The following is a 25,923-nucleotide window of genomic DNA, read 5'->3' on the forward strand; positions in this document are numbered from 1 at the left end:
AGATGTAATCTGTATATTTAGGAAGTGATGATCATATGAATCGGCAACAGGACGAACAAGTCCAGCCTGGACGAGGAGCACGCGCAATGGAGCCAAATCACGGTGAAAAGCTCCACCCGGCTACCCCTAATCGACCTGCCAATACTGCTAATGCTCTTGCTCCGGTTCCGCCTGCACTGGACGTCGTTGACGTTCATGCGTCATTCCGCGAACGGCGGAGCAGGCTACCCGTTCTGAACGGCCTGTCCCTGACTGTCAAGCAAGGCGAGTTTGTCGCTATCGTTGGGCCATCCGGCTGTGGCAAAAGCACCCTGTTCCATATCATCGGCGGTCTGCTGAAGCCACAGGAAGGCCAAGTGCTTATGAACGGTCAGCATGTAACGGGACAGCGTGGCAAGATTAGTTATATGCCACAACAGCCTGCTCTCTTCCCTTGGCGTACCATTGAAGACAATGTACTGCTTGCTGGTGAAGTAGCTACAAATGCTCCACCTCGTGCGGAAGCACTTGCGGAGGCTCGGAAGTGGTTAAGAAGCGTGGGTCTTGCCGGGTTCGAGCAAGCCTATCCTCATATGCTGTCGGGCGGAATGCAGCAGCGTGCTGCATTTCTGCGCGCCCTACTCAGTCCGCAGGAACTCATGCTGCTGGACGAACCTTTCAGCGCGCTGGATGCATTGACACGTAGCGACATGCAGCGCTGGCTGCTCGATATCTGGGAGCAGAACCGCCGCTCGGTGCTGTTCATCACCCACAATATCGAAGAAGCATTGCTGCTTGCGGATCGGGTCTATGTGTTATCCAACCGACCTGCAACGGTGTTGCACGAGGTGCATGTTCCTTTTGATCGCCCAAGACGAGAAGAAATTGCGGAAGAATCCGCATTCCTTGAACGTAAACGGCAGATTGCACAGTGGATGAGAGAAGAACAGCAGAAAGCCCGCCTATCTTGATAGTGCGGGTTTTTAAGTTATTATTTTCCTTTAATGGGTGATCCGCCTCAAGAAATTCTGCGTAACATCGTTAAAATATATATGAACACAAGGAGGAATTCCCTCATGCATTCTCAAGCCTTTGCATCATTAATTGATGCTCATATTCACTTGGATCAGTACACCCCTGACGAACAACGTGAGATGCTGCTCACTTTCCCTTCTCGGCAGGTTGAAGCGGTCATTGCGGTATCCATGAATCTAGCTTCTGCCCAGGCCAACCTGGAGCTTGCAAAGCAACACCCCCGCACCATCTATCCGGCCTTCGGTTTTCATCCGGAACAGGAACTGCCTTCCGCTGCAGAAATCGACCTGTTCTTCCAATGGATCGAGAAGCATATTGGACAAGCTACAGCCATAGGAGAAGTCGGGCTCCCCTATTACAACCGTCAGGAAGCGGAGCAGGCAGGGCAGCGCTTCGATCAGAGCGGGTATATCGAGTTGCTTGAACGTTTCATCCAGCTCGCCATAAAGCACAACAAACCACTTGTCCTTCATGCGGTATACGAAGATGCGGATATCGTCTGTGATTTGCTGGAGCAAAATCAGTTCCGACGCGCCCATTTCCACTGGTTCAAGGGATCTCGCGAAACCATAAGGCGCATGGCTGATAATGGCTATTTCATCTCTTTCACGCCAGATATTCATTACGAAGAAGAGATTCGTGAACTCGCCCGGCAATATCCATCGGAGCAAGTCATGGCCGAGACCGACGGACCTTGGCCCTTCGAAGGGCCGTTCCAGGGACGAATGACACACCCGGCCATGACCAGACAGGTCATTCAGGCATGGAGTGAGATCACCGGCATGGGAACGGAACGGGCAGCTCGTCTCTTTTATCAGAACACAAAGCGTTTCTACGGCTTAACTTGAGTACAATCAGGTAGCAGCAAGTACACTCGCTCGTCCTGCCAATACAGCACAACACATTACAGCTCAGCACAAAGAAGCCAGTCGGCTTGATCCCGACTGACTTCTAATATTCATATATAATTTATCGCTTCAAGAATCCTTTGCCTTCCAGAAACGGTCTCACTTGCAACCTTGTCGGCTCAGTCAGGCGCTTCGCCATCAGTTCGGACCATGGAGTCGTTCTTTCACCGTTGGTCCGTTCTTTCATGTACGCCGTCGTTGTCTCATCGTAGCGCTCAACACCTCGCAGGCTCTGCTCGGCATTATAGCGATTATGATGCAGAACTGCATCCAGTGGCAGACGTGGCCGAATTCCCGTTTCCTGATCTGCAACACCAATACACATGCCATACACCGGATATACCCCCTCCGGCAATCCCAACAGCTCAGCGACTTCCTCAATCCGGGTACGAAGCCCGCCAATATATACGATTCCGAATCCGAGTGACTCCGCTGCAAGAGCGGCATTCTGGGAAGCCAGTGCAGCATCAATCGTGGCTACCATGAAATTCTCGGTTGAATCGGCATACGATTCCTTTTCAGGAAGATGACGTTTCGCAGCATCACTCAATCGATATAGGTCAGCACACCATACGAGAAACACCGGACATTCATTGACGTAGGCCTGATTGCCTGCCAATTCAGCCAGCTTGGATTTCTGCTCTATGTCAGACACAGCAATCACGGTATAGGCCTGCACACTACTTGAAGAGGAAGCCATCTGCCCAGCCGCTACGATGGCTGCAAGCTGCTCATCACTCACCGGGTCTGGCTTGAATTTACGTACAGAGCGGTGCTTCATCATCAATTCAATGGTTTCATTCATGGCTGTTCACTCCCAATCCTCGAAGTACGAACTCAATCGTCTGCTCAGCGAGCTCGTCTGTATTCATATCCTGATAATCAAAGCCAAATCGAGAGTTCTTGGCCCGTTTGTGTGCCAAAGCCACACCCATCACCTGAAGCATCGCATAAGATACGGACTCGATCTGGAACAATCCCTGGTCCTTTCCTTCTTGCAGAAGCTCCCTCACTCGGGTCCAGACAGGGTCCAGGAAACGAAATACGGTAGCTGTGCGATGTGTACGAAGTGTAATTTCAAGCTGCACAATATCGCTCATCTCCCGATCCGTCATCGTGAACTTCACAACTTCACCAATAATTCGTCGGATACCTTCCACAGGCGAGGACATGGACTCTTCCGCCAGCGAGTTCATCATATGCCCAGGGAAAAAATGCTCAAATAAGGCTTCAAACACCTTTTCTTTGCCGCCAAAATGGTATGAGACCAGTGACACGTTCGCACCCGCCTCATCACAGATTTGACGAACACTCGTCCCGTCATACCCCTGCTGTGCAAAAAGCTTCTTGGCTGCAAGCAATATCCTCGTTTTGATATCCAATTCCGGTTCCGTCATTCCGTCCCGCTCCCTCTTGTCCGTTCATTTCATCCGCTCCAGCTCAAGGGCTGTAGTCAGGTACTGTATCTGTCTATTATATTACACCAAGCACCCCGATGAAAATCATCGGGGTGCTTGTCCTATCCTATGAAGCAATGGTATACATCTGCTGTATTAGTTGTTTGCTTGAGCCGGGCTTGGAGCCATAGCTGGCATGCGTTGTTTTTTCAACAATGTCACGACCAATGATAAAGCAACTGCAACCAACAGTACAATCACGATGGAGCCCGCAGCGGATTGTACTCCTGGGCCTCCCAACTGCACGCTCAGAATACCCTGAACGGCGTATGTTGCAGGCAGGTACTGGCCAATGCCGCTATAGAAGCTGTTCAGCAATTCACGCGGTACCATGGCACCGGAGGATACCAGTTGCAAGGACAGTGAGATGATGTTGAACAGACTTCCTGCTGGTCCAAAGCAGATCAGGAAGAACTGGGAGAAGAACATGAACGTGCACAGGAAGAGCGCCTGGAACAACCAGAATGCGACGAATCCTTGTTCAATCTGTCCGCCCAATGCCACGATCAGTGATGATCCCAGCAGGGAAACGACCAATGCAGAACCCACGTTAATGACTACTCTCGCGCCAAACAAAGTCAAACGGGAATAGGTAGATGACAACATGCCCATCGCTGTCTGGAGATTCATCCCCATGATCATCGCCCCTACATACGAAGCCAGTACCATCATCATTGGCACCATCTGATTATTCATCCCGTTAACCGGATTGATGGACGTTGTCGTTCCTTCCACTCGGGTAGTCAGGTTCGTAGCGGCTTCAGCAGCCTGATCCGCAGGCGCACCTGAAGCGGTCAACACGGTCTGTACCCCTTGTGCTGTAGCTTGTTTGTTAATCGTGTTTGTCACACTTTGTGATACACCTTGCATCATACTTTTAATCGTAACCGGGTTCGCTTCATTAATGGTGTATTTAATCTCAGCGGTGGAGCCGGCCGTCTGAAGCAATTCGTTAAATCCAGCCGGGATATCCAGCACCATGTGTACTTGGTGATGATTCAGCTGGTCCAACGCTTCAGCCGCACTCAGATTGGATATGGTATGAAAAGGCAGTGTTCCTGCGAGTGAATCCGCTATTCCTTTGGACATTTCGCCGTCCTCGTTCACAATCGCAACCGTCAATTCCTTCGTACGGTCATTTACTCCAGAATATGCGGTCATCCAGATCACGCTAAAGATCACTTGGAACATAAGTGCTGTTACGATCCCTACAATCACTGGCGGTTTTTTAAACAATGTACGTAAAGCCTGTAACATAAAAGGTGTCCTCCATTACTCAAATAGTTCAAATTTGATTTAAACAGTTGTTTGAATCAAACGATCGTTTAAATTTTATGTGAATATGTCCCTATTGTCAACTCATTTTTGAAAAATTCAGAAAACATAAGCTTTATTCATGAATGTAATTGATCTATTTTCATAAAGGAGCATTACGCTATCCTTTTCCCCTAGAAAAGGACATCTATAGCAACTGTATCAGCGATTCAGGATGAAACTTTTGGCGACTCAACTGTATTTTTCTCAACAAAAAAAACGGTCCGCCGCAGCGAACCGCACATATATCCTCACTTTATTACAATGAGACCTTGGATATCGATATAAACAAAGATCGTTCAGTCATTTCTCTTCAGTTTCATGCGTTGCAGACGCAGGGAATTTAGTACAACCGACACGGAGCTGAACGCCATCGCCGCCCCTGCCAGCCATGGAGCCAAGAAGCCAACTGCCGCAATAGGAATACCAATAACGTTGTATCCGAGTGCCCAGAACAGATTTTGTTTGATGTTACCCATCGTACGCCGGCTCATCTCAATCGCATCTGCAATGCTGTTCAGATCACCACGCATCAGTGTAATATCTGCCGCTTCCATCGCTACATCCGTTCCTGTTCCGATGGCCATCCCAATATCAGCTGTAGCGAGTGCCGGAGCATCATTAATACCATCACCCACCATAGCGACTTTCAGGCCACTCTCCTGAAGTTTCTTCACTTCCGCGGCTTTACCTTCCGGCAGCACCTCAGCCAGCACTTTACCGATCCCTGCCTGTTCTGCTACAGCACGAGCAGTGCGTTCGTTGTCTCCCGTAATCATGATGACATCGATCCCCATCGCCTGAAGACGACCGATGGCTTCGCGAGAGGTATCCTTGATAGTGTCAGCCACCGCCACGACCCCTGCCCAATGACCATCCACCGCTACCAGCATCGCTGTACGCCCTTGTTCCTCCAGACGGTTCATCTGCTGAACGGTTTCCTCAGAGACATTCACCTTCCCATCCGCAAGCAAACGACGCGTGCCGACCAGAATTTCCTGCCCTTTTGCTGAAGCTCGCACACCGTATCCCGGTATGTTCTCGAACTTCTCTGTTGGGGTTAACTCCAGACCCTTGGCACGAATACCTGCAACAATCGCCTCTGCCAGCGGATGCTCGGAACTCTGTTCGGCCGCGCCTACACGCTCAAGCAGATCGGATTCCGTCCAATTCGGAGCCGTGATAACATCGGTAAGGACCGGTTTACCTTGGGTTACTGTACCTGTTTTGTCGAGCACCACGGTCTGAATCTGTTGTGCCGACTCCAGATGTTCGCCGCCCTTGAACAGAATACCATATTCAGCCGCGCGTCCTGACCCAGCCATGACAGAGGTTGGCGTTGCCAGCCCTAGTGCACATGGACAGGCAATGACGAGCACAGCAATGGCTTTTTCAAGGGAACCAGCGAAGTCACCCGGACTTGCGAACAGGTACCAGATCAGGAATGTCAACGCGGCAATACCAACGACAATCGGAACAAATATGCCTGATATGACGTCTGCAATCCGCTGGATCGGTGCTTTGGAGCCCTGAGCTTGCTCAACGACTTTGATAATCTGGGACAAAGCCGTGTCGGAGCCCACTCGGGTCGCCCGAAGACGTAATACCCCATTCTTATTCAGCGTTGCCCCTGTAACAGGATCTCCAGGCTTTTTATCCACGGGGAGGCTTTCTCCGCTAAGCATGGATTCATCTACTGAGGATTGCCCTTCTTCAACGATACCATCCACCGGGATGCTGTCCCCCGGCTTCACCAGGACCAAATCACCTACCGCAACATATGCGGCAGGAACCATCACTTCCTGTCCATCACGAATGATACGAGCTTCACGTGGAGCCAGTTCAATCAGGCTTTTGATTGCCTGTGAAGAGCGACCTTTCGCCACAGCTTCGAACCATTTTCCCAGTAAAATTAACGTAATTAGAATCGCACTTGTCTCATAATAGAGTTCTACCGAAGGCATGGCGGCTGTGCTCGTTCCCATTGCGCCGTGATCCATCGTCGTAGAGGGTAAATACCCACTGGATAGCGTCAGATACAGACTGTAGAAAAACGCTGCGCTGGTACCCAGTGCGACGAGGACGTCCATATTGGCGCTACGGTTGCGTAGTGCTTTGTATGCTCCCACATAAAACTGCCACCCAATCACGAACTGTACTGGTGTGGCCAGTAGCAGCTGGAACCAAGGGTTCATGAACAGCTCAGGTACATAGATTCCGGATGTGAACGAGAAATGCCCGACCATTGCCCACAGCAAAGGAATCGATAACAAAGCAGATATCATCCATTTCCACTTTTTGCGTTGTAGCTCCCGCTCACGGACAGATGTGGTCTCTTCTTGCGTCAGTTGTGGTTCAGCACCATACCCCATCTGCTTGATCTTGGCGGTAATATCCGAAGGTTTGAGTGCGCCGGCCGCATATTCGACATGCCCTGTCTCCAGCGCCAGATTCACATTCGCCTGAGATACCCCCGGCAGTCGGGAAAGACCCTTTTCAATCCGAGCAGAACAAGCAGCACACGTCATACCGGTGATATTCAAATCAACCGATTCTGTCACCGTACCGTAGCCCAATGCTTCCACCTTATCTCGCAAGGCACTCACGTTGGTTATCTTCGGATCATAGGAAACGGTCGCCTGTTCAATGGCAAGATTCACATTGGCCTGCTGCACTCCTTCCATACGAGACAAGCCCTTTTCGACTCGCGTTGAACATGCGGCACAGGTCATCCCCGTGATGTGTAGTGTTGTCTTTAATCCCGGTGCGTCTGCCATAGGCGGCATTGGTGTGGGTTCGGATGATCTATCCATTGGCTTATTCGTTGAGTTATCCATCATGTCAGCTCCTTTCATGTCGATTCAATTTATTGTATGTTGTATCCGACATACCCCCAAGGGGTATGTATCAGACAGAAAATTAGGCTTAAACCTGACTCTTGGGAAAAGGTACTCTGACCTCTTTTTCGCCCATGAGCATGTTCGGTTTAAGCCTGTGATCCCGTTAGACTACATCGTATCCCTGATCTTCAATGGCAGCTTTGATCTGATCCACATTGACTGTCTGCTCATCATATTCCACGGCTACCGTTCCTGCTGCCAGATCAACCTTACCACTCGCACCGGTATTCTTCACAGCTTCTTCAACTGATTTCACGCAGTGATTGCAGGACATTCCCGTAACGTTCAACGTAACATTAGACATTGTAAATTCCTCCTTGGGGTATATTAAAATGATAGCTTGATTGAATTGACCTAACTTACTTCATTAACTTCCGCATCGTAACCAGCAGTTCATCCACAACCTCATGTTCACCAGCCTGAATGCGCTCAACGATACAACTCTTCATATGGCCTTCAAGCAGAAGCTTGCCTACCGAATTAAGAGCAGACTGAGCCGCGGCAATCTGTGTCAGCACATCATCACAGTACGTATCCTTCTCAATTAATCCCTTGATTCCGCGAATCTGACCTTCTACACGGTTCAAACGAGATACCAGGTTACTCTTCATCTCCTGCGAATGGTGACTCTTGCGCACATGCTTCCCATCACTGCCCTCGGCATGACAGGATGCCGCTTCTGGAACTGTATCCGAAGCTTCAGTTGTTGAATCAGTTACGGAGGATTGCAAAGGTTCCTCGGGATGGCTCTGATGATCCATCATGAACACCCCTTTTCTTTCGTTCTTTTCTAAGAGTAACATACCCCATGGGGGTATTCAATACTATTTTGGTATTTTGATAAAAATGGTTGAATTCTCTAACTTTAAATAGAGCGGTGCATCTTACAATGTATATTCCATCCTGCTGCTGCGGACTACAAGCCCCATCTGTTCGTAGAAAGCCTGCGCGTCAGAGTTAAACGTGGAAACTGTTAATTCCAAGCTGTCCGCCTGAAGCTCTCTCCCTAACTCGATGAATGCTTCTAGTAACTGTTTACCTGTTCCTTGGCCCCGATGTTTGGTATCCACTACAAGTTCATGGATGTACAACATCTTGCGATCCACCATCAATGGGTTATCCTGAATTACACTTAACTGCGCACTCCCATAACCCAGAATCAAGCCCGTCCCCGAAGACTCGGCAACATACAGATAACGCTTGTCCGTTTCCAGTAGTTCGGTGAATTCCTTTTCCTCCATTCTGGTCTCTAACGCTCTGTATATATCCGGGCGCGCCTCGACATGCATCTGGTGCAGCTCATCCATCAGCAATGACACACCCGAGTAATCCCTCGGTTCTGCCTTTCTGATGTAAATCGTCCCCGTACTCATACCCATCACTCTTTCATCTAATGAATTTTACATTATTATACAACGAAAAAGCAGATACCATCAGGGTACCTGCCTCGCTAATTTTGTTTTCATTTCACAAAGTGAATGGAATGCGCATGTTGATTATTTTTTTGAAGAAGCATTTCCTTCATTAAAAGCAACAGGTGATGGCTTCGCTGCCCACTCGTCTGCCTGCGGCTCAATGTCCACTCCGCTCAAAATCTTCTTTTTCTCCATCAAGGAATCCCCGTCTTCATCAAGCTTGTTACGAATTTCCGCCTCGTCCTGAGGTTGATTGTTCTGTGTCATCGTAGAATCCTCCCTTATGTGTTCATCTTCAATATGATGTTCCTTTATATAACTTACCCATTTTTTGCTTTATCATTCTTTGCGAGGGACATGCCATCCCACATGTTATGTGTTATTTGAAGTAAACATTAACTTTATTAAGCTAAATCCATCTTTAAACCCCTGCTCATACATTACTGACTCTGCTGTACCCTGAAGAAGAGTTATTACATTACAATAGTCTAAAAATAAAGCCATCCCCTCTGGCTTAACATATTCACATAGCTCCATAAATAAACGATCACTTTCTTGACTCAATCTTTTATATTCTTTTGAATTATAAATCACAAGATTTCCGATACTCTCAATACGAAGAGCTTTGAACTGGTTAAATATTTCTTCGAAGTCCTCCATGATCCCCTCCACAAAAGTGACGTCACTATGAATATAAATACTAAAGTGACATCACTTAGATGTCAATATGATTGTATATTGAATTATTTTGTAATGATACAATATGAACATTACTTTTTGAGGAGATTTTATTTCATGGCTACAGATAAAAGAGTCTTTACACTTAGGCTGCGAGAAAAGAATTTCGAGAAAATTAAAGTGATTGCGGACAAAAACAAACGATCTATCGCAATGCAGATTGAGTATCTTATTGAACAACATATTGAAGAATTTGAGAAAGAACAAGGTGTTATTTCCCCAGATACACATAATGACGTATAGATTCTGCGCCCGTTGTACATGCGCATTATCCATACGTCATTTTTCATGATATATTCTGTTCCCCGTTAATCGAAATCAACCTGTTTATCCAAAATGATTTCCTCTACTTTGTATTCCAACTCTGGTATTGAGGGAATCAAGGAGAATCGAACGTTTTCCAGAGAAGAAGGAAGGGCAGGAACCACTCTGAAACTAATTTGCGTCTCCCCACCTCCTCCACGACTGCCATGTCTCATGGTTACATGTCTCTGTTCGCTAAATATTTCTAGAGCCAAATGTGGAACCATTTGTATACGCTCAGCGTCATTCCCCTTATATTGAATTTCCACGTAAACGAGGCTTTCGCCTTCATATTGCATTGAATGCGTGATCATATACTCACACGAATCTTTGATCATTTTCTTCATGATTGGCACCACACTCATCAATTGGAGAGGTTCACTTGGATAGTAGTGTCTTTGCGGCATCGGCTGCACGCTACGGAGAACATATCGGATATCTTCCTCCTTCATATCCAGTAACCTCACCCATTCATCGATGGTATTTTGAGGGGGTTGGTATTGGACAGCTCCGGTTATGTCCTTTCTGGCTGCAACCAGTTTCAAAAGTTGCTCATCAATCCGCTGTACCTCATCACTGTATTCATTAGGAATTTCACGTAATTCACTCCAGCCCATACTTTATCACTCTCCCAGTTTAATGACATGCCATGCAAATACAATTCGCTATCGTACCTGCATCCCCTCTTCTTTTTCAGTTTATTTAAAAGGCTCCACTTAACCATAAACGGAGAACTCAAAAAGGACGCCCCCTAGGTCATATTCATGACCTTACGGGACGCCCTTTTTATATTGTCCACCTCAAATGGACATCAACTACTGGTTTGCTTGTAACACTGAGCAAGAATGCATACTTGCCTTAACCAACCTACGCCTGATCCTGGCGAGCAAGCGCAGCTATCGCACGTAGCGCTGCATTAATCTCGCGCTCCACCGCTTGTCCAACCGCATCCGTATGCGGATCATACTCGGCTGCCAGATCACTGTCCGCGAATCCATCGATCGCGACAATCGCTCCGGCGCGAGCGCCACGCAAGGTGCTGACGATGTAGAGCGCCGCAATTTCCATCTCGGCCGCAAGTGCTCCAGCCTGCTTGTATTTGCGATGTGGGATCTCTTCCACGCCTGCGAAGAATGCATCCAGCGTTACGGTGATACCAACGCCCACTTTGCCTGCAAACGTCGTAGCCTCCTCGCTCCCATGCTCACGAGCAGCCTCGATCAGTGCTTGCGTCACCCCAATATCCGCTACCGCTGGGAAACCATCCGGCACCAGTTGGCGGGTCAACCCGTCCGAACGAACGGCCGCTGTACTCACAATCACACTGCCTGCCGGATAATCGGCTGTATACGATCCCGCTGTACCTACACGAATCAGGGTTGTAACACCCGCCCGAATCAATTCCTCGAAACATACAGCTGCTCCAGGCGAACCTACACCATGGCTGACCACAGCGATCTGTACCCCTTCATACAAACCAACAAACGTGCGATACTCCCGACTGAACGCCAGTTCTCTCGCCTGCTCCAGCTTGCGGGAAATCTTCTCTGCACGTGCCGGATCACCACAGACGATGGCATATGCCGGCATGTCCTCCGAATGAATCTGTAAAATAGGCATCAACATCTTAATCGAACTCCTTCTTCGTCCACTCGTCTTCCGGAATCGGCAGATCTTCACCCGAGAAGCGTTGTTCCTTGAACGGATCGGCAAAATGGTGAAAACCATTCACTTCCCAGAATCCGTTACGGTCTTCTGTCATAAACTCCAGACCACGTATCCACTTCGCACTCTTCCAGAAGTAAAGTTGTGGCACGACCATACGCAGCGGAAAACCATGCTTGGGCGTTAGTGGCTCGCCGTTATATTTGAATGCAAGCAGTACATCATCATGCATCAATTCTTCAAGCGGTACATTCGTCTCATAATCATGATCTGCATGGATCATGACGTATTTTGCTTCTGGCTTAACCCCAAGAAGCTTCACAAAATCAGAGAAGCGAATACCTTCCCATGACGTATCGAATTTTGACCAACGGGTAACACAGTGAATATCACTCACCGTGTTCACCTGAGGCATCGCCTGAAGCTCAGCTAAAGAGAACACCTTCTCTTCTTCCACTTCACCGAACACCTTCAAGTCCCATGTGGAAAGGTCATATTCCGGCACTTCCCCTTCATGCAGAATCGGGAATTTCTCCGTCAGCATCTGTCCCGGCGGCAGACGATCTCCGTGATCGTTGCCTGTTTTGGTTGCCGGGGTTTTACTTTTTTTCAAACGTTCAGCCTTGTTATGCAAGTGGGATTCCTCCTTCTTTATCTGCCTTTAACTTAGGCATTCAGGAATTAACGCGAGCTTCCGCCCGCTTTCAGTGCATCCTGTGCATAGGTACGGTCTTTGAAAAAGAACATCGCGACCAGCGTCACAATATACGGCAGCATCAACGTGAAATGGGTTGGCAGGGAGAATCCTTGAAGACGAATACTCAATGCTTCCATGAATCCGAACAGCACACTGGAACCCATGACGCCAAGCGGATTCGCTTGTCCCAGCATCGTTGCCACCAGTGCGATAAAACCACGACCAGCAGTCATGCCTTCGGTAAACATCGTCACCTGACCGAGCGACAACTGTGCGCCAGCCAGAGCACACAACACGCCGCACATCAGAACGGCACCATACTGGATGCCACGTACCTTGATTCCGATGCTCTGTGCTGCAATCGGGTTCTCACCGACCGAGCGCAGACGGAAGCCGGATACACTTTTGAATAGATAAAATTGCAATGCAATCACGAGCACAATGCCGAGGTAGACTAGCGGACTATGTCCCGATATTACATCGCCCACCCACGGAATGTCCTTTATCAGCGGAATATCCCACTTGGGAAGTCCCACCATGTCTTTGTCGTAGTATGCGCCTTTTACATCAAAAATCGCACGCAGTGCAAAGGTCGTCACCCCCGCAGCCAGGAAATTGAGCGAGATTCCGACCACGATGGCGTTGGCCTTCAGATTAATACTTATAAAGGCAAACAGCGCCGAGAATAACATCACAATAATAATGGAAAAGAGTACAGCCAGTAGTACATTGCCAAACAGATAATTACCGACAATAGCGGAGAACGCACCGATCAGAACCAGTCCTTCAAGACCGACGTTGAACAGACCGACACGAGAACATAAAGCCCCACCGAGCGCTGCAAGCAGGATTGGAGTCATAATCCGCAAGGTTGAGCCAAACATGGCTGCATCAAACAGTTGTTGCATTGGACTTTTTCTCCTTTCTCCGCTTCAGGAATGAATAACCGATCTGGGCTGATACAAATAACGTCAAGACCGCCTGGATAACACTGCCGACTTCCAGCGGCACATCCGTATTCCGTTCCATCCCCATGGCGCCTGTCTGTAGCGCAGCCAGCAGAATGGCTGCCACAGCTGTACCGAGTGGATGCGAGCGGGCAAGCAACGTGGCCATAATACCGCTCCATGCATAGCTTGCGGATGACAGCGAGCCATCAAGGAAACGGTACTGGGTACCGAGCACTTCTCCTGCACCCGCGAGGCCTGCAAGTCCGCCACTGATGACCATGGACAGCATCATCATGCGAATGCGGCGAACACCACCGTAGGTTGCAAATGAAGGATTGCTACCAAGCATACGGATTTCGTAACCGGTCACTGTTTTGTGAGTGAACCAGTAGATTAGAATGGCCGCTACAATGGCAATAATGAAGCCGGCATGCAGCCCCATGCCTTGGAACAGCTTCGGTAACCAGATACTCTGATCAATCATCGGAGTCTGTGCCATTGCCGCTGATCCTGTACGGTCCTTGAATGGATAGGAGACCATGTATCCCCCGAAATAAATGGCTATATAGTTAAGTAGTAAGGTTGTGATCAACAGATTCATGCCGAAACGAGCATCCAGCCAACCTGCAAACAGGGACCAGATTCCCCCGGCAAGAATACCTGCCACAATCGCAGCAATACACACGAACCAGCCTGGTCCTGGCAGATAGAGCGCGGTGAGCGCAGCACTGAGTCCGCCAAGAATCATCTGGCCTTCGGCTCCCATGTTAAAGAATCCGGCACGGAATGCCAGCGCTACACCCAGTCCAGCCAAGATGATTGGTGTGGAACGAGCCAGCGTATTGGTGAAGAAGTAGAAGTTGCCGAAGGCCCCTTTCCACATCTCCGCATACGTATCCACCACATTACCGCCAACGATCAGAATCGCCACAGCCCCTGCAATCAGACCGATGAATACGGCAAGCAGCGGCTGTACGAGTCCGCGAAGTGTTTCTTTTACCCGATTCATATCCGCTCTTTCCCTCCTGCCATTAACAAGCTGATCTGTTCCTCAGTCGCTTCCTCTGCTCTCAGTTCTCCGGCAATTTCGCCTTCATACATCACAATAATCCGATCAGATAATTGCAAAATCTCGGACAACTCTGATGAGATAAGCAGAATGCCCGCACCTTCACTACGTTTGCGTAGCAATTCGGCATGAATCGTCTCCATCGCTCCGATATCCACACCACGTGTTGGTTCGGCTGCAATCAGAAACGGTGTATCCTGTGCAAATTCACGAGCAGCAATCAACTTTTGCAAGTTTCCTCCGGACAGAAACTGTGCCTTGGTCTCCGCAGAACCCGTCTTGATGCTGAACTGTTGGATCCAACTCTCTACCATCGTTCTAGCTGCTTTGGCTTTGATGATGCCACGTGACTGCAAACGATGATGGTGGCCCATCAGTCCGTTCTCGCGAACACTCGCATCCTTGGCTGCTCCCCACATGTAGCGATCTTCCGGAATATGAGCAAGTCCATGCTCCCGGATGCGCCGTACAGGCCAGTTCGTTGTATCCTGCCCGGAGAGCAAGACGCGACCACTGTCCGCCTTACGCAGTCCGGCAATGACCTGAATCAGTTCCGACTGGCCGTTACCCGAGATGCCAGCTATACCAACAACCTCACCTTTTCGAACCTCCATGTGGATCTCCTTGAGCGCTGAACGATCCTTCGCTCCGGACAGATTGACTGCCTCCACTTGAAGCACGGCTTCGGCTGGAACCGATGGCTGCTTGTCCATACGCACAAGTTCACGACCAACCATCAGACGGGACAATTCCTCCACATGTGTATCTTTGGCTTCCAACGTACCTGTCACCTGACCATCCCGAAGCACCGTGATTCGGTCGGCTACATCCATAACTTCTTGCAGCTTATGTGTAATCAGTACAAAGGTTTTGCCCAGCTTGGCGAGCGATTTCATGTTCGCGAGCAGTTCCTTCACTTCCAGCGGTGTCAGTACCGCCGAAGGTTCATCCAATATAATGATGTCTGCACCCTGATGCAGCACCTTTAGAATTTCAACACGCTGCTGCATGCCAAGCGGGCACTCGGACACTTTTTTCCACGGGTCCACCGGCATGCCATATTTTCTGCCAAGCTCGTTTACCTGAGCCGCTGCTTTTTTGCGGTCAAATGCACCTGCCTTAGCCGGTTCACGTCCGATCACGATGTTCTCCGCCACCGTAAAGGAAGGGAACAGCATGAAATGCTGATGCACCATGCCGATGCCACTTGCCATAGCTTGGGACGGCGTGGCAAAATTCACCTCGCGTCCACGGACTTTGATCGTGCCTGACGTGGGCTGTTCCATACCATACAGCATGCGCATCAGGGTTGTTTTACCAGCTCCGTTCTCACCCACAAGGGCATGAATCTCTCCCTCACGCAAATTAAAACGGATGTCCCGGTTAGCGGTGAAGCCGCCGTATTTCTTCGTAATCTGCTCCATCTCCAACAGCATATCTCGCGTTCGCTCCCCTCGGTCTCGGTCATTTAATAGCAGCAAAACCGGCTGCCTGATCGGGCAGCCGGCTGATCCATTCCATTACTCAATCATTGTATAGAACATTCGAGACATTCGAAACTATTGTTGCAATGGATCTTTAACTACGATTTTACCTGATACGATATCATCGTTGATTGCTTTCACTTGGTCGATTACTTCTTGTCCAACGAAAGCATTCAATGGAGATTCACTATCACGTGTAACGTAAGTCAGGCCTACACCGTCTTCTTTCAAGCCGTAGTTTACTGCGCCTGCTTTGAAGTTGCCTTCTACGAAATCTTTCACAGTCTCATAAGCAACCGTATCCGTTGACTTCAATTGAGACAATACGATATGTTCCGGGTCTTCAACCGTACGGTCCGTATCCTGACCGGATGTGTAGAAGCCTTTTTCTTTGGCTGCTTCGAACACGCCGAGATCGCCTACAGCGGATGCGCCAGCGATGAAGTCAGCACCTTTGCCGAATTGTACCAGCGCCAATTCTTTGGCTTTGGCCGGGTCATTAAATCCACCTACATAGTTCACGAGGAATTCTGCATCCGGATTCACGGATTCCAATCCAGCTTTGAAACCTTCCGTATATTTCTTGATCAATGGTACATCCATTGCTGCGATCATGCCGACTTTGTCTGTTTTGGTGGACAATCCAGCAGCTGCACCGAGCAGGTACGCCCCTTCATATTCACGGAAACCAACGCTACGAACGTTAGGCAGATCAACGGTTGTATCTACAATCGCAAAGGATTTGTCCGGGTTTTCTGCAGCGACTTTCTTCAATGCATCTTCTGCCTGGAATGTTGCTGTAATAATCAGATCATAATTCTCAGCAACCGCAGCGCGCAGATTTTGTTCAAATGCTGCCGGGTCTGTCGATTCAATGGTCTTGGTGTCTACTTTGAATTCTTCGCCTGCTTTTTTGAAGCCTTCATCCATCTGTACAAAGAAAGGGTTAACCCCTATTTTTTCGGGAAGTACGAGGGCCATCCGAAGAGATTTCTCCGAATCACTGCCTTGGGCGGATTGTTCGTCTTTTGAAGCCGAATTCCCACAAGCTGCCAACAAAATAGCCAACATGATGATCGATAAGACGAACGATAAACCTCTTTTCATTTTGAAAATACCCCTTTTCAACATTCTTTTTTCTTATCCTAGCGGATACTGTCGATCCTTGTCAATAAATCTTTGAGCGTATACACTCAAATAGAATATAATTGACGATTTGCTTACGACCATGCTCTGGAAACCGCTTTATATCAAGCTTTTTTTTCGTTGACATCCAGCGCGTCTCCGTGCTAAAGTCAATCCAATTATTCTAATCTGATAGGATTTGTCAGAATTATAACCCAGAGCTGATTATTTTCCAACCCATTTTAAAGGAGGCTATTCATTTGAAAAAAATCACCCAGATCACACTGGCGGCTCTACTCGCAGCTCCGGTAACACTCGGCAGCCTAAACTTGCCCGCTTCCGCTTCTGCAGCATCTGCAACTCCGGCTAAACCAACCACCTCACAAAGCGTCAAAGGACCAGTAGCTCAGGCCCCAGTCGCTTATACGGAAAGCGCAGCGGATTTTGCTCAATTCTTGCAAGCGAAATACAACATTCAACTGCCGCAACAGATTACCAAAGGTGATTTCATTCAAGCCATTGCAGCCATCACGGAAACAACTCGAGCAAGCGACAGTGAAGCCCAGGCTCCGGCCTTTACCGATCTGGCATCTGGTGATTCTTCTTATGATGCTGCCGTATCCTTATACAATAATGGGGTTCTTACGGGTACAGAAGTACGTGCCAAAGATCAACTGAGCACTTATGCAGCGGTCTTCATCGCGGTGAAAGCCGCCGGATTCAAGGAACTTGCTTACACGTACCCCGCAGAGAAAACAGCCAAAGCTCTTGCCAAGGTTGGCATTAGCCCGAACCGTGTTCAGGGACAAGCTGCACAGGAACTGGCAGCAGCCATCGATACGGGCCTGATTCCCGAAAGCCTGTACCCTTCTCTCCTTAAAGGTGGCGTAGCAAGCAAGGATTTCGCTAACACACTGCTTGGACGTGTCCTGATCAGTCAAGGAAAATATAAACACGAGATTGGACGTTCCGGCGATGCGGACATTTATTCCAAGCTGTATGCTGCATATCGCACAGCAGATCTAATTGAATCACCTGAACTGAGAAAGATTGTGGATCAGGCTTTGCGCGATGATCTCGTAACAGGTTACAACCTGAAGGATAGCCGCTTTGATTCCAACTTTATCGATGAGCTGACACTTACTTACGGCCACGATAATATCCAGCACGCTGTACAGTTGATTGGTTTGCTGCGAAGCGAAGGTATTGATGCTGATGTGCAATTCCAACCCAAGACATCTGCCTTCATTTATTTGAAGGAATGGGGCGAACCGAAGGAAACGCCAGACTATAAAGTGACACAGATCGAGAACGGCAATTATATTGCCTCTGCGAAGGAATATGACATTCAATTCGAGTTCAACAATGCGGCAGACAAAGTCCGCTTCAATGATATTGTGCTGAAATATGCCAAGAAGAACAGTGAAAGTACATCTCCACTGATTCTCAGTTCGTGGTGGCAACCGTTGTATTATTCACCAACCGCTTTGGCCAACTATCCGGTCATTTCCAATAATAAGATCGCGCTTGGCAATTACTATGCTCAGTCCTTCTCTCTGAAAGAGAATGCCAAAACCATTCGTGAAGGGTTCTTGAAACTAGCTCCTGATGCCGACATTACTACGTATGACTTCTGGGTAGATCAACCTTTCTTCAATTATCTGAACGGTGGATCCGAATAACATAAACTCCCTTTCCATCCGAATTTAAGCTCGTATTTTGGCAACACAAGCAGCCGTCTTTACCGAATTTTAGAAGGGTTTCGACCCATAGATTCGTAAAGGCGGTTTTTTGTTCAGCATTTTGCAAATTTCTTCCTAATAATCATTTTTTCCATGCAGGAATTGCCAATATAAGGTCGAATGTCTTAAGTACACAAACACGCAATCAACTTACACATTTCCGAACGAACAGGGGTTACACATGGTATACGACGGTATTCTTCTAGGCTTGATCGTTGGGTTTTTCCGGGGTGGGTTGCGGCATGGGCTTAACCAGTTTGCAGCACTCAAGTTGCGAAGCGGCTGGATTTTCCCTGTATTGCTGCTAATCCAGTTCTTTATTTTCTATCTACAGGAACGCTTGGAATGGGTGGCATCCATCAATGGTTATCTCTTTGCCGCTGTCTACATTACAGGGCTCGCATTTCTGTGGCTCAACAGGCACCACACTGGTTTCATGCTCATCTGGATTGGGGTGTTTCTCAATTTTGCGGTGATGGCTGTCAACGGTGGACGTATGCCTGTTTCTGTAGAAGCTTCTGCTGTATTGGGACCCTATTATGTAGATATGCTCCGGGAAGGCGGAGCTGTATCGAAGCATTTCATGATGGATGCGTCAACACACCTGCCTTTCCTCGGTGATATCATCCCGCTGTCCAGCCCTTATCCACGGACTCAGGTGATCAGCATCGGTGATGTTGTCATGAACGTTGGCATATTCCTTTTTATCCACTACATGATGGTAAATCGGGACAAAAAGGCTGTGCAACCTGCTAAAACTCATCAGGCTTAAGAGGTTCGGTCAGACTCCAAGGAAGGGAGGTCTTCTACATGAAAAAATTTGAAGGTGTGAAATATTCCCGCATTGTCATCAACGCAATTATCGTGGCTTCTGTCGTTGTGGCACTAACTTCGGGATACAAGCTGGGCGGCTAGTATCCATACCGCCAAACAAGACAAACAGGCTGCCAGCGGCCTGTTTTTTCTTTCTGGATTTTTGGTAGGCAACTTGGTATGTTATACATCTATATAGTATGCCTTTATACAAGCACACCAATTATATATTGAACTGAACATTACACGTTACGGAGAGGACAGAAATAACCTGAAGAAGCGAAGTGATCGCCTAAAAGCTTTCTAAAAGAAAGCTACATCGGAAGCATATGCTATCCCGGGATTTTCCCTTTTGGAAAAGAAATCAAAAAATCTGGGGATAACAGCGATCGGAAGGTTGTTCTGTCATCGAAGTGTAAGTGTTAATACCCATCAGCTCAATTTATATACACACCAAGAGTAGACTAAACCCAAGCAGGAGATTTTTTATGAACTTTATTCGTAACCTTATCCATAAGGCAGATCGAAGCAGTCTGTATGTTATTTTGCTTAGTTGCACGGGTATCGGTGTTTTTCTGTACATGAACAAATGGTCTTATCTTCATCTGTCCACCTCAGATTGGGTTATGGTCTACACCATGCTGGGGGCAGCATTGATTCTGGATTATTTTACATTTCAGATTCCACCCAAAGGCAACCAGCAATCCATGGACTCATCGGTATACCTAGCCTGTATATTCATGTTTGGCGGAGCTTTCAGTCTGTCTGTGCTGCTCCCTGTCTCCATCATCCTGCTAATCAAAGAGCGCAAACTCACCTGGTGGAAACACATCGTCAACTTCAGCATCTATAGTCTTATGATTACAGGGGCAGCTGCCGTGTTTGAGTGGACTGGCGGGCAATCGGGAACATTGGACGGATATAACCTGTTTCCGTATTTCGCTGCGCTCGCAGCCTACTTCATTATTAACACGATCACACTCGGCTTGTTCTTCCATTTCTCCACGAAGGATGCATTACAGCAGATGAAGCGGGCATTCGTCACTGAATCCCTGTTAGTTTATCTATGTACGCTGATTCTGGCGCTTGTCCTGACGATTCTCGTTGTGCATAACGGCGTACTCGGTCTGCTCTTATATCTGAGTCTCAGCATTCTGCTCTCCCACGCATTCAGGCAGTTGTTTGTGATGTATCAGACGATTGAGGAGAAGGCCAACACGGATCAACGCACAGGTCTGTTCAACCATAGTTATTTCGAAAGTATGTTGGAAAGCGAACTGGCTAACGCACGCACACAGGGAACCCCGCTCTGTCTGGGACTTATTGATATTGATGATTTCAAAAAGTATAACGACCGCTTTGGTCACCTTCAAGGTGACAGTCTGCTGGCCCTGCTTGGGGATTTTCTGGTGCGAAAAACGGAAGGTACACCGATCACAGCCTTTCGTTATGGAGGGGAAGAGTTCACGTTGCTCATGCCAGGCATGGAGCTGGACGAATCCTACAAGTTCATGAACAAGCTGCGCAAACAACTGAACGACACGCCGTTTGAAGGCGTTGAAGTGTTTCCACACGGATGTCTCTCCTTCTCTGCTGGCGTCGCCCCTTATCAGGTGGATATGTATAACAAATCCCAACTCGTGGATCAGGCGGATAAAGCACTGTATTATGCGAAGAAACAGGGCAAAAACAACGTGCACCGCCACGGCAGCAATGATGGCATGGAGCATGAGATTGACCTGGTACAGGATGTACGTGACATCGAGCAGCAGCTCAATTTGTTTAGATACAAGGATATGGATACGTTCAAACATTCCAAACGGGTCTACAAATATGCACTGGATATCAGTGAATTGCTTAAGCTGGACAATGCGGAGAAACGACGTTTCGTGCTGGGGGCACTGATTCATGATATCGGCAAGCTCGAGATTCCCTGGTCCATCCTCAACAAGAAGGACAAGCTCACCGCAGAAGAATGGGAAACGATTAAAGGACATGTCACCTGGGGCAAAAAAATGGTGATCACGAACGATCGCTTTGCTGATCTGATTCCGTATATTGAATTGCACCACGAACGCTATGATGGCAAAGGGTATCCTTACGGCCTGAAGGGGAAAGAGATTCCCCGGCTGTGCCGGATGCTGACCGTGATTGACTCCTTTGATGCCATGACGACAGAGCGGCCGTATCAGGAGACCAAGAACGTGGAGGAAGCCATTCGGGAGCTACGCGCATGTTCGGGTTCACAGTTCGACCCGGAGCTGGCTGAGTTATTCATTCGATACATTGAGAAAAGAACCGCTCAGCAACAGTTGCTGTAAAATGACGGAGCTTCTTCTACATCTCCTGAAAAGTCAAAAGCGCTATCCCCGGTCTGATCGGAGATAGCGCCATTTTCATTTTCATGGAATGAATCGTACACCAGACACCTTCATTCTCGTGCAGATTCTACATTAAGATTTGGTATTCAGTTCATGTGAGGTCTGATGCAGCTCTTTAATCATCTGCTGCAAAAACATGTTGTCCTGGCGACTGATACCGTGCTGATTGTCTTGAACAAGCATCTGATGAATGTTCTTTTTGAGCAATTCACTGCGACGTTCCAATACTTCTTGACTCATGTTGTTGCGTCACTCCTTAACATGTTTTGTAATGAATTCACGTTCTTTATTAAGTATAGAGGACCTCACCCAATAGGGAAAATGGACTCAGCCTTCCTCAGCTGTGCACACCAACCCTCACCTAGCGTGACAACATTTCACCCCTTATCGTTCTTAGATATCCTTCTAAATACTCCCTGATCCTCCCCAAGTTCCTCCAGAGGTCCAGACTAGGGTCTTGGACAACCTTGCGTTATAATGGTCCCATCCCCACATCATTAAAGTGCGTCATTAAGCTAATCCTAGATCAAAGGAGTTCTGCATTCATGTCCTATAAACAAATCAAATGGATGATCCTGCTGATCCCCACTTTCACAGTAGGCATCTGGGAATATATTCGCCATCAGTTCCTGATGCCGTACCTTTCGATGGATGCCGGGAACTGGTTAACACCTGTTATTGTGTATCTCGTCAGCGTGACACTGCTCAGCCGATTGTTCCGCATGCTTGAAGGCGCAAGGGCAGCTCTGGAGCAGGAGCGGGCTGCCAAGGCCGCACTGGAAGCCCGCGACCAATTGGCCCGAGAACTTCATGATGGCATATCCCAATCCCTTTTCCTGCTGTCGGTAAAAACGGACAAAGCAGGCCGTAGCTTGGCCGGAAGCGGACATGAGCACGAGATCCAGGAGATTCAGAAAACCGTGCATGAAGTCAATACATATGTGAGGCAAGCCATTGCCCAGTTGCGTTACGTTCCTGCCTCTGCTGAGGTACATGAGAACATCTCACTGCATGCGCAGGTCGAAGTGCTCGTCAAAGAAACGGTACCTGGAGCACAGATTCATTGGGATCTAAACGGTGTAACGTTCTCTGCCAAGGAGCAAGTGGAACTGCTGGCCTGTATCCGGGAAGGTCTGCTGAATGTACGCAAACATGCGCAGGCTACCCACATTCAGATTCACGCGCAGGGTAATCCGATTGCCTGGTTCATTTATATTCAGGATAATGGGAAAGGACTAGATGGAGATCCTCTTCATCTGAAGGATCGGTACGGACTGCGAATTACGAAGGAACGTGCTGCCGAGATGGGTTGGTCATTTACCCTCGATTCAAGACCCGGCCATACGCGAATGACAATTGGAAAGGAGCATGCTTAACATGGAACATGTACGTGTATTAGTTGTTGATGATCATGCGCATGCGCGTGAAGCGATCTGTAGCATTTTATCCGAGGACAGCCTGTTTGAAGTGATTGGTACAGCTTCGAATGGACAGGAAGCGCTGGAGATGACCGGACAATGGATGCCTGACCTGATCCTGATGGACGTTCAGATGCCGGACATGGATGGGCTGGAAGCCACCCGTCAGATCAAGCTGCGCTTTCCTTATGTTATTATCGTAATGGTCACGGTATCGGATGATGTGACCTTTCTGTTCGAAGCACTGAAACAAGGCGCTCAAGGATATTTGCTTAAAAATCTAACGCCTTCCACCTGGCTTGAATACCTGCGCGCCATCGTCAGTGACGATGCACCGCTCAGCAAGGAACTGGCTTACCGGATTTTGCAAGAGTTCCCCGCACCACGCAGCGAAGATATCCAGGATAATCCGCTAACGGCACGGGAGCTTGAGATTCTGCAATGGGTATCCGCAGGATATACCAATCGGGAGATTGCTGATCAACTCGGCATTTCAGACCAGACGGTGAAGAATCATCTGAAGAACATTTTGCAGAAGCTGCAGCTTGAAAATCGGGTGCAACTTACCCGCTACGCACTGGAGAGCGGGCTTGCAGGCCGCAAGCTTCGCAAATAATCCTGCTGCTCCGAAGCAGGTGAATCGGTACGAAGTAGCATAGCATTCATGCTTTTGTCACAATTATGCAGGCCAATTCGTTTTTTTATAGCCCAATGTAGTCATACGCACTCATTTTGGACAAAGTTATAATGGGTTAGATTATGTTCAAAAGGCCATGATTGACTACAAATCTATAACCTGAGGGTGATGATTTTTTGATTTTTACAAGCTTTACCCTGAAATGGGGCAAACGGCACTGGGCATTCGTCACCTGCCTGATGCTCGTGTGTTGCCTTGTTATGCCACAGTGGGCATCTGCCCATGCTTATATTGTTAAGGCTTCGCCTGGAGAGAACGAGATACTCGTAACCGCTCCGGAGCGGTTGACGCTGGAGTTCAACGAATCCTTGCAGACGGCCTTTTATGATATCAAAATTACCGGGCCTGACGGCAATCAGGCAGACGACGGAAACGTGCAGATCGATGCGAATCGCCCTCATATCCTGGAGACTGGTCTGCAGGCAGGACTCGGAAACGGAACATATTCCGTCAATTGGAAAGCTGTATCTGCCGATGGGCATCCGATTCAGGGAGCTTATGTATTCCACATTGGTGAACCTTCCGGATCGCCTGCCGGGCTGAGTGATCTTACATCGGGTTCCGGTTCAACAGGTGGGCCGCTGAAATGGATTGTATCCTTGACAGACTGGATTCAGTATCTCGGGCTGTCTATCATTCTGGGTACACTCGCATTCCTGCTGCTGCGGATCGCCCCAACTTCCATGGTTAGAGAACCTATGGACGTTCCAGGTAGCTACAAGCTGTTATGGATCAGCTATGCTGCTGCTTCTTTGGCCGCTCTGGTCAGCTTGCCACTGAACACATTGTATGAATCGGGTGTGGCGCTGGGCGAACTGAGCTGGGCACTAATCGGAAGTGCACTGAAGCTGACATCCTTTGGTCAGATCTGGATTGTACAGATGTTGATTGTCATGCTGCTGGCAGTTACCATTCTCTCCGGTTATGATCGGGATCGATCCATCCGTGTTCGTATCTGGTCATCCTATGGTTCACTTGTGCTCGTGCTCGGCTGGTTGTTCACGCATGCCATGACAGGACACCCGGCTGCTGCCGATCAACGAGCGCTGGCGATCGCCATGGACTTCATACATCTGATTGGTGCTGCTTTCTGGATTGGCGCACTAACCGCCATGGCGATATGTCTGCCTCCACTGGCGGATAAGTTGCCATCGAAGGTTCGAGGAGAAGTCTACTGGGTTGCCATTCGCAGGTTTACCGCTTGGGGAATTGGCACCGTAGCCGCTCTGGTTGCTACAGGGATATACAGCAGTCTGATTATTCTGCCTGCACCCGTGCTGACCTCCTTGTTCACTACAGCCTATGGCCTTGTATTAATCGGCAAGATCGTCCTGCTTGTTGTGATGCTTGTCTTCGCCTGGCGTCATGCCCGACTGGCAAGAGCAGCAACGGGAAGCAGATTATCCGGCAGCCTCAAAGCCGAACTTGCCACTGGTGCTGTGATTCTCGCTCTGGCTGCCGTGCTGACACATCTGTCACCGGGACAACCAGCAGCAATCGGGCCGTACCAGGAGACGAAGACTACGGAAGATGACTCGGCGATCACACTTCAGGTGAGTCCTAATGTGACGGGAGAGAACCAATTCGAAGTGGACGTCAAACGTGCAGATGGCAGTATCGTTACTGATCTGGAACAGATCACGCTGTCACTTACACATCTGGACATGGATATGGGGATCTATGAGATTACCATTCCGAAAAATGACACGGGTGTGTACAAGGCTGAAGATTACATCTCCATGCCTGGACGTTGGAATATCAAGGTACATCTCCTGACCAAAACGTTGGATGCACTGGATGCCGAATTCGAGATCGACACCGCCAAGCCATAGT

At 48.5% G+C, this 25,923-nt stretch carries 26 protein-coding genes; 9 read left to right on the plus strand and 17 right to left on the minus strand.

Annotated elements, in window-relative coordinates; all coding sequences use genetic code 11:
* Window positions 1–35 precede the first annotated feature (35 nt).
* Window positions 36–950 (plus strand): ABC transporter ATP-binding protein, encoded by a 915-nt coding sequence (locus FS628_RS25025; RefSeq protein WP_186327958.1) that lies wholly within the window; start codon window positions 36–38, stop codon window positions 948–950.
* 105 nt (window positions 951–1,055) lie between these two features.
* The gene (locus tag FS628_RS25030; RefSeq protein ID WP_260871181.1) at window positions 1,056–1,862 is read left to right on the plus strand and encodes a TatD family hydrolase; all 807 of its coding nucleotides are present in this window, start codon (window positions 1,056–1,058) and stop codon (window positions 1,860–1,862) included.
* Between the two features lie 121 nt (window positions 1,863–1,983).
* Here the strand turns inward: FS628_RS25030 and nfsA are convergent, their stop codons facing one another.
* The 9 genes from nfsA to FS628_RS25075 form a co-directional block, all read right to left on the minus strand.
* Window positions 1,984–2,727: an oxygen-insensitive NADPH nitroreductase gene (nfsA, locus tag FS628_RS25035; RefSeq protein ID WP_145325680.1), complete on the minus strand. Its 744-nt coding sequence runs from the start codon at window positions 2,725–2,727 to the stop codon at window positions 1,984–1,986.
* Window positions 2,720–3,319, minus strand: a complete 600-nt coding sequence (locus FS628_RS25040; protein ID WP_145325681.1) for a TetR family transcriptional regulator — start codon at window positions 3,317–3,319, stop codon at window positions 2,720–2,722. The genes nfsA and FS628_RS25040 overlap by 8 nt, the downstream gene beginning before the upstream one ends.
* Before the next feature lie 156 nt (window positions 3,320–3,475).
* Entirely contained in the window at window positions 3,476–4,636 is a 1,161-nt protein-coding gene (locus FS628_RS25045; protein ID WP_145325682.1) for a YhgE/Pip domain-containing protein, read from the minus strand.
* 356 nt (window positions 4,637–4,992) lie between these two features.
* Window positions 4,993–7,479 (minus strand): heavy metal translocating P-type ATPase, encoded by a 2,487-nt coding sequence (locus tag FS628_RS25050; protein WP_440131312.1) that lies wholly within the window; start codon window positions 7,477–7,479, stop codon window positions 4,993–4,995.
* A gap of 217 nt (window positions 7,480–7,696) precedes the next feature.
* A complete protein-coding gene (locus FS628_RS25055; RefSeq protein ID WP_017691004.1) occupies window positions 7,697–7,897 on the minus strand; it encodes a copper ion binding protein in 201 nt (66 codons plus the stop codon).
* A 55-nt stretch (window positions 7,898–7,952) separates the two neighbouring features.
* Window positions 7,953–8,354, minus strand: coding sequence for a metal-sensitive transcriptional regulator (locus FS628_RS32795; protein ID WP_260871182.1), 402 nt, complete (start codon window positions 8,352–8,354; stop codon window positions 7,953–7,955).
* A gap of 123 nt (window positions 8,355–8,477) precedes the next feature.
* Window positions 8,478–8,966: a GNAT family N-acetyltransferase gene (locus tag FS628_RS25065; protein WP_186327959.1), complete on the minus strand. Its 489-nt coding sequence runs from the start codon at window positions 8,964–8,966 to the stop codon at window positions 8,478–8,480.
* A 123-nt stretch (window positions 8,967–9,089) separates the two neighbouring features.
* On the minus strand, window positions 9,090–9,275 hold the full coding sequence (locus FS628_RS25070) for a hypothetical protein (RefSeq protein WP_017691007.1): 186 nt from the start codon (window positions 9,273–9,275) through the stop codon (window positions 9,090–9,092).
* A gap of 105 nt (window positions 9,276–9,380) precedes the next feature.
* Window positions 9,381–9,668, minus strand: a complete 288-nt coding sequence (locus FS628_RS25075) for a hypothetical protein (protein WP_145325684.1) — start codon at window positions 9,666–9,668, stop codon at window positions 9,381–9,383.
* A gap of 135 nt (window positions 9,669–9,803) precedes the next feature.
* Between FS628_RS25075 and FS628_RS25080 the strand changes: the two genes are divergently transcribed.
* Window positions 9,804–9,989 (plus strand): hypothetical protein, encoded by a 186-nt coding sequence (locus FS628_RS25080; RefSeq protein WP_076329734.1) that lies wholly within the window; start codon window positions 9,804–9,806, stop codon window positions 9,987–9,989.
* 65 nt (window positions 9,990–10,054) lie between these two features.
* On the opposite strand, the gene FS628_RS25085 is transcribed toward FS628_RS25080, so the two are convergent.
* From FS628_RS25085 to FS628_RS25115, 7 genes are all read right to left on the minus strand, one after another.
* Window positions 10,055–10,666 carry a hypothetical protein gene (locus tag FS628_RS25085; RefSeq protein ID WP_145325685.1) on the minus strand — a complete coding sequence of 204 codons (612 nt, stop codon included), beginning with the start codon at window positions 10,664–10,666 and terminating at the stop codon, window positions 10,055–10,057.
* Window positions 10,667–10,916: 250 nt separating this feature from the next.
* Window positions 10,917–11,675 carry a nucleoside phosphorylase gene (locus FS628_RS25090; RefSeq protein ID WP_145325686.1) on the minus strand — a complete coding sequence of 253 codons (759 nt, stop codon included), beginning with the start codon at window positions 11,673–11,675 and terminating at the stop codon, window positions 10,917–10,919.
* Window position 11,676: 1 nt separating this feature from the next.
* Window positions 11,677–12,348, minus strand: a complete 672-nt coding sequence (locus tag FS628_RS25095; RefSeq protein ID WP_145325687.1) for a sulfite oxidase-like oxidoreductase — start codon at window positions 12,346–12,348, stop codon at window positions 11,677–11,679.
* 47 nt (window positions 12,349–12,395) lie between these two features.
* Entirely contained in the window at window positions 12,396–13,319 is a 924-nt protein-coding gene (locus FS628_RS25100) for an ABC transporter permease (RefSeq protein WP_017691011.1), read from the minus strand.
* The gene (locus FS628_RS25105; protein WP_100528174.1) at window positions 13,303–14,370 is read right to left on the minus strand and encodes an ABC transporter permease; all 1,068 of its coding nucleotides are present in this window, start codon (window positions 14,368–14,370) and stop codon (window positions 13,303–13,305) included. The genes FS628_RS25100 and FS628_RS25105 overlap by 17 nt, the downstream gene beginning before the upstream one ends.
* Complete coding sequence (locus FS628_RS25110) at window positions 14,367–15,866, minus strand: ABC transporter ATP-binding protein (RefSeq protein WP_145325688.1); 1,500 nt, start codon at window positions 15,864–15,866, stop codon at window positions 14,367–14,369. Before FS628_RS25110 ends, FS628_RS25105 begins: the two co-directional genes overlap by 4 nt.
* A 123-nt stretch (window positions 15,867–15,989) precedes the next feature.
* Complete coding sequence (locus FS628_RS25115) at window positions 15,990–17,021, minus strand: BMP family lipoprotein (RefSeq protein ID WP_145325689.1); 1,032 nt, start codon at window positions 17,019–17,021, stop codon at window positions 15,990–15,992.
* A 278-nt stretch (window positions 17,022–17,299) separates the two neighbouring features.
* On the opposite strand from FS628_RS25115, the gene FS628_RS25120 reads away from it, so the two are divergent.
* The 3 genes from FS628_RS25120 (at window position 17,300) to FS628_RS25130 (ending at window position 21,915) form a co-directional block, all read left to right on the plus strand.
* Complete coding sequence (locus FS628_RS25120) at window positions 17,300–18,721, plus strand: hypothetical protein (protein WP_145325690.1); 1,422 nt, start codon at window positions 17,300–17,302, stop codon at window positions 18,719–18,721.
* Window positions 18,722–18,962: 241 nt separating this feature from the next.
* A complete protein-coding gene (locus FS628_RS25125; protein ID WP_145325691.1) occupies window positions 18,963–19,553 on the plus strand; it encodes a DUF5317 domain-containing protein in 591 nt (196 codons plus the stop codon).
* Between the two features lie 529 nt (window positions 19,554–20,082).
* Entirely contained in the window at window positions 20,083–21,915 is a 1,833-nt protein-coding gene (locus tag FS628_RS25130) for a bifunctional diguanylate cyclase/phosphohydrolase (protein WP_145325692.1), read from the plus strand.
* A gap of 132 nt (window positions 21,916–22,047) precedes the next feature.
* Here FS628_RS25130 and FS628_RS31510 read toward each other — a convergent pair whose 3' ends face one another.
* Window positions 22,048–22,215, minus strand: coding sequence for a hypothetical protein (locus tag FS628_RS31510; RefSeq protein WP_017691019.1), 168 nt, complete (start codon window positions 22,213–22,215; stop codon window positions 22,048–22,050).
* A gap of 305 nt (window positions 22,216–22,520) precedes the next feature.
* Between FS628_RS31510 and FS628_RS25135 the strand changes: the two genes are divergently transcribed.
* The 3 genes from FS628_RS25135 to FS628_RS25145 all read left to right on the plus strand — a co-directional run bounded on the left by FS628_RS25135 (window position 22,521) and on the right by FS628_RS25145 (window position 25,922).
* On the plus strand, window positions 22,521–23,351 hold the full coding sequence (locus tag FS628_RS25135; protein ID WP_145325693.1) for a sensor histidine kinase: 831 nt from the start codon (window positions 22,521–22,523) through the stop codon (window positions 23,349–23,351).
* A gap of 1 nt (window position 23,352) precedes the next feature.
* Entirely contained in the window at window positions 23,353–24,009 is a 657-nt protein-coding gene (locus FS628_RS25140) for a response regulator (protein ID WP_145325694.1), read from the plus strand.
* A gap of 197 nt (window positions 24,010–24,206) precedes the next feature.
* Window positions 24,207–25,922, plus strand: a complete 1,716-nt coding sequence (locus tag FS628_RS25145) for a copper resistance CopC/CopD family protein (RefSeq protein WP_145325695.1) — start codon at window positions 24,207–24,209, stop codon at window positions 25,920–25,922.
* Window position 25,923: the final 1 nt, after the last annotated feature.

The organism is Paenibacillus xylanexedens, from assembly GCF_007676705.1.
Classification (GTDB): domain Bacteria; phylum Bacillota; class Bacilli; order Paenibacillales; family Paenibacillaceae; genus Paenibacillus; species Paenibacillus xylanexedens_C.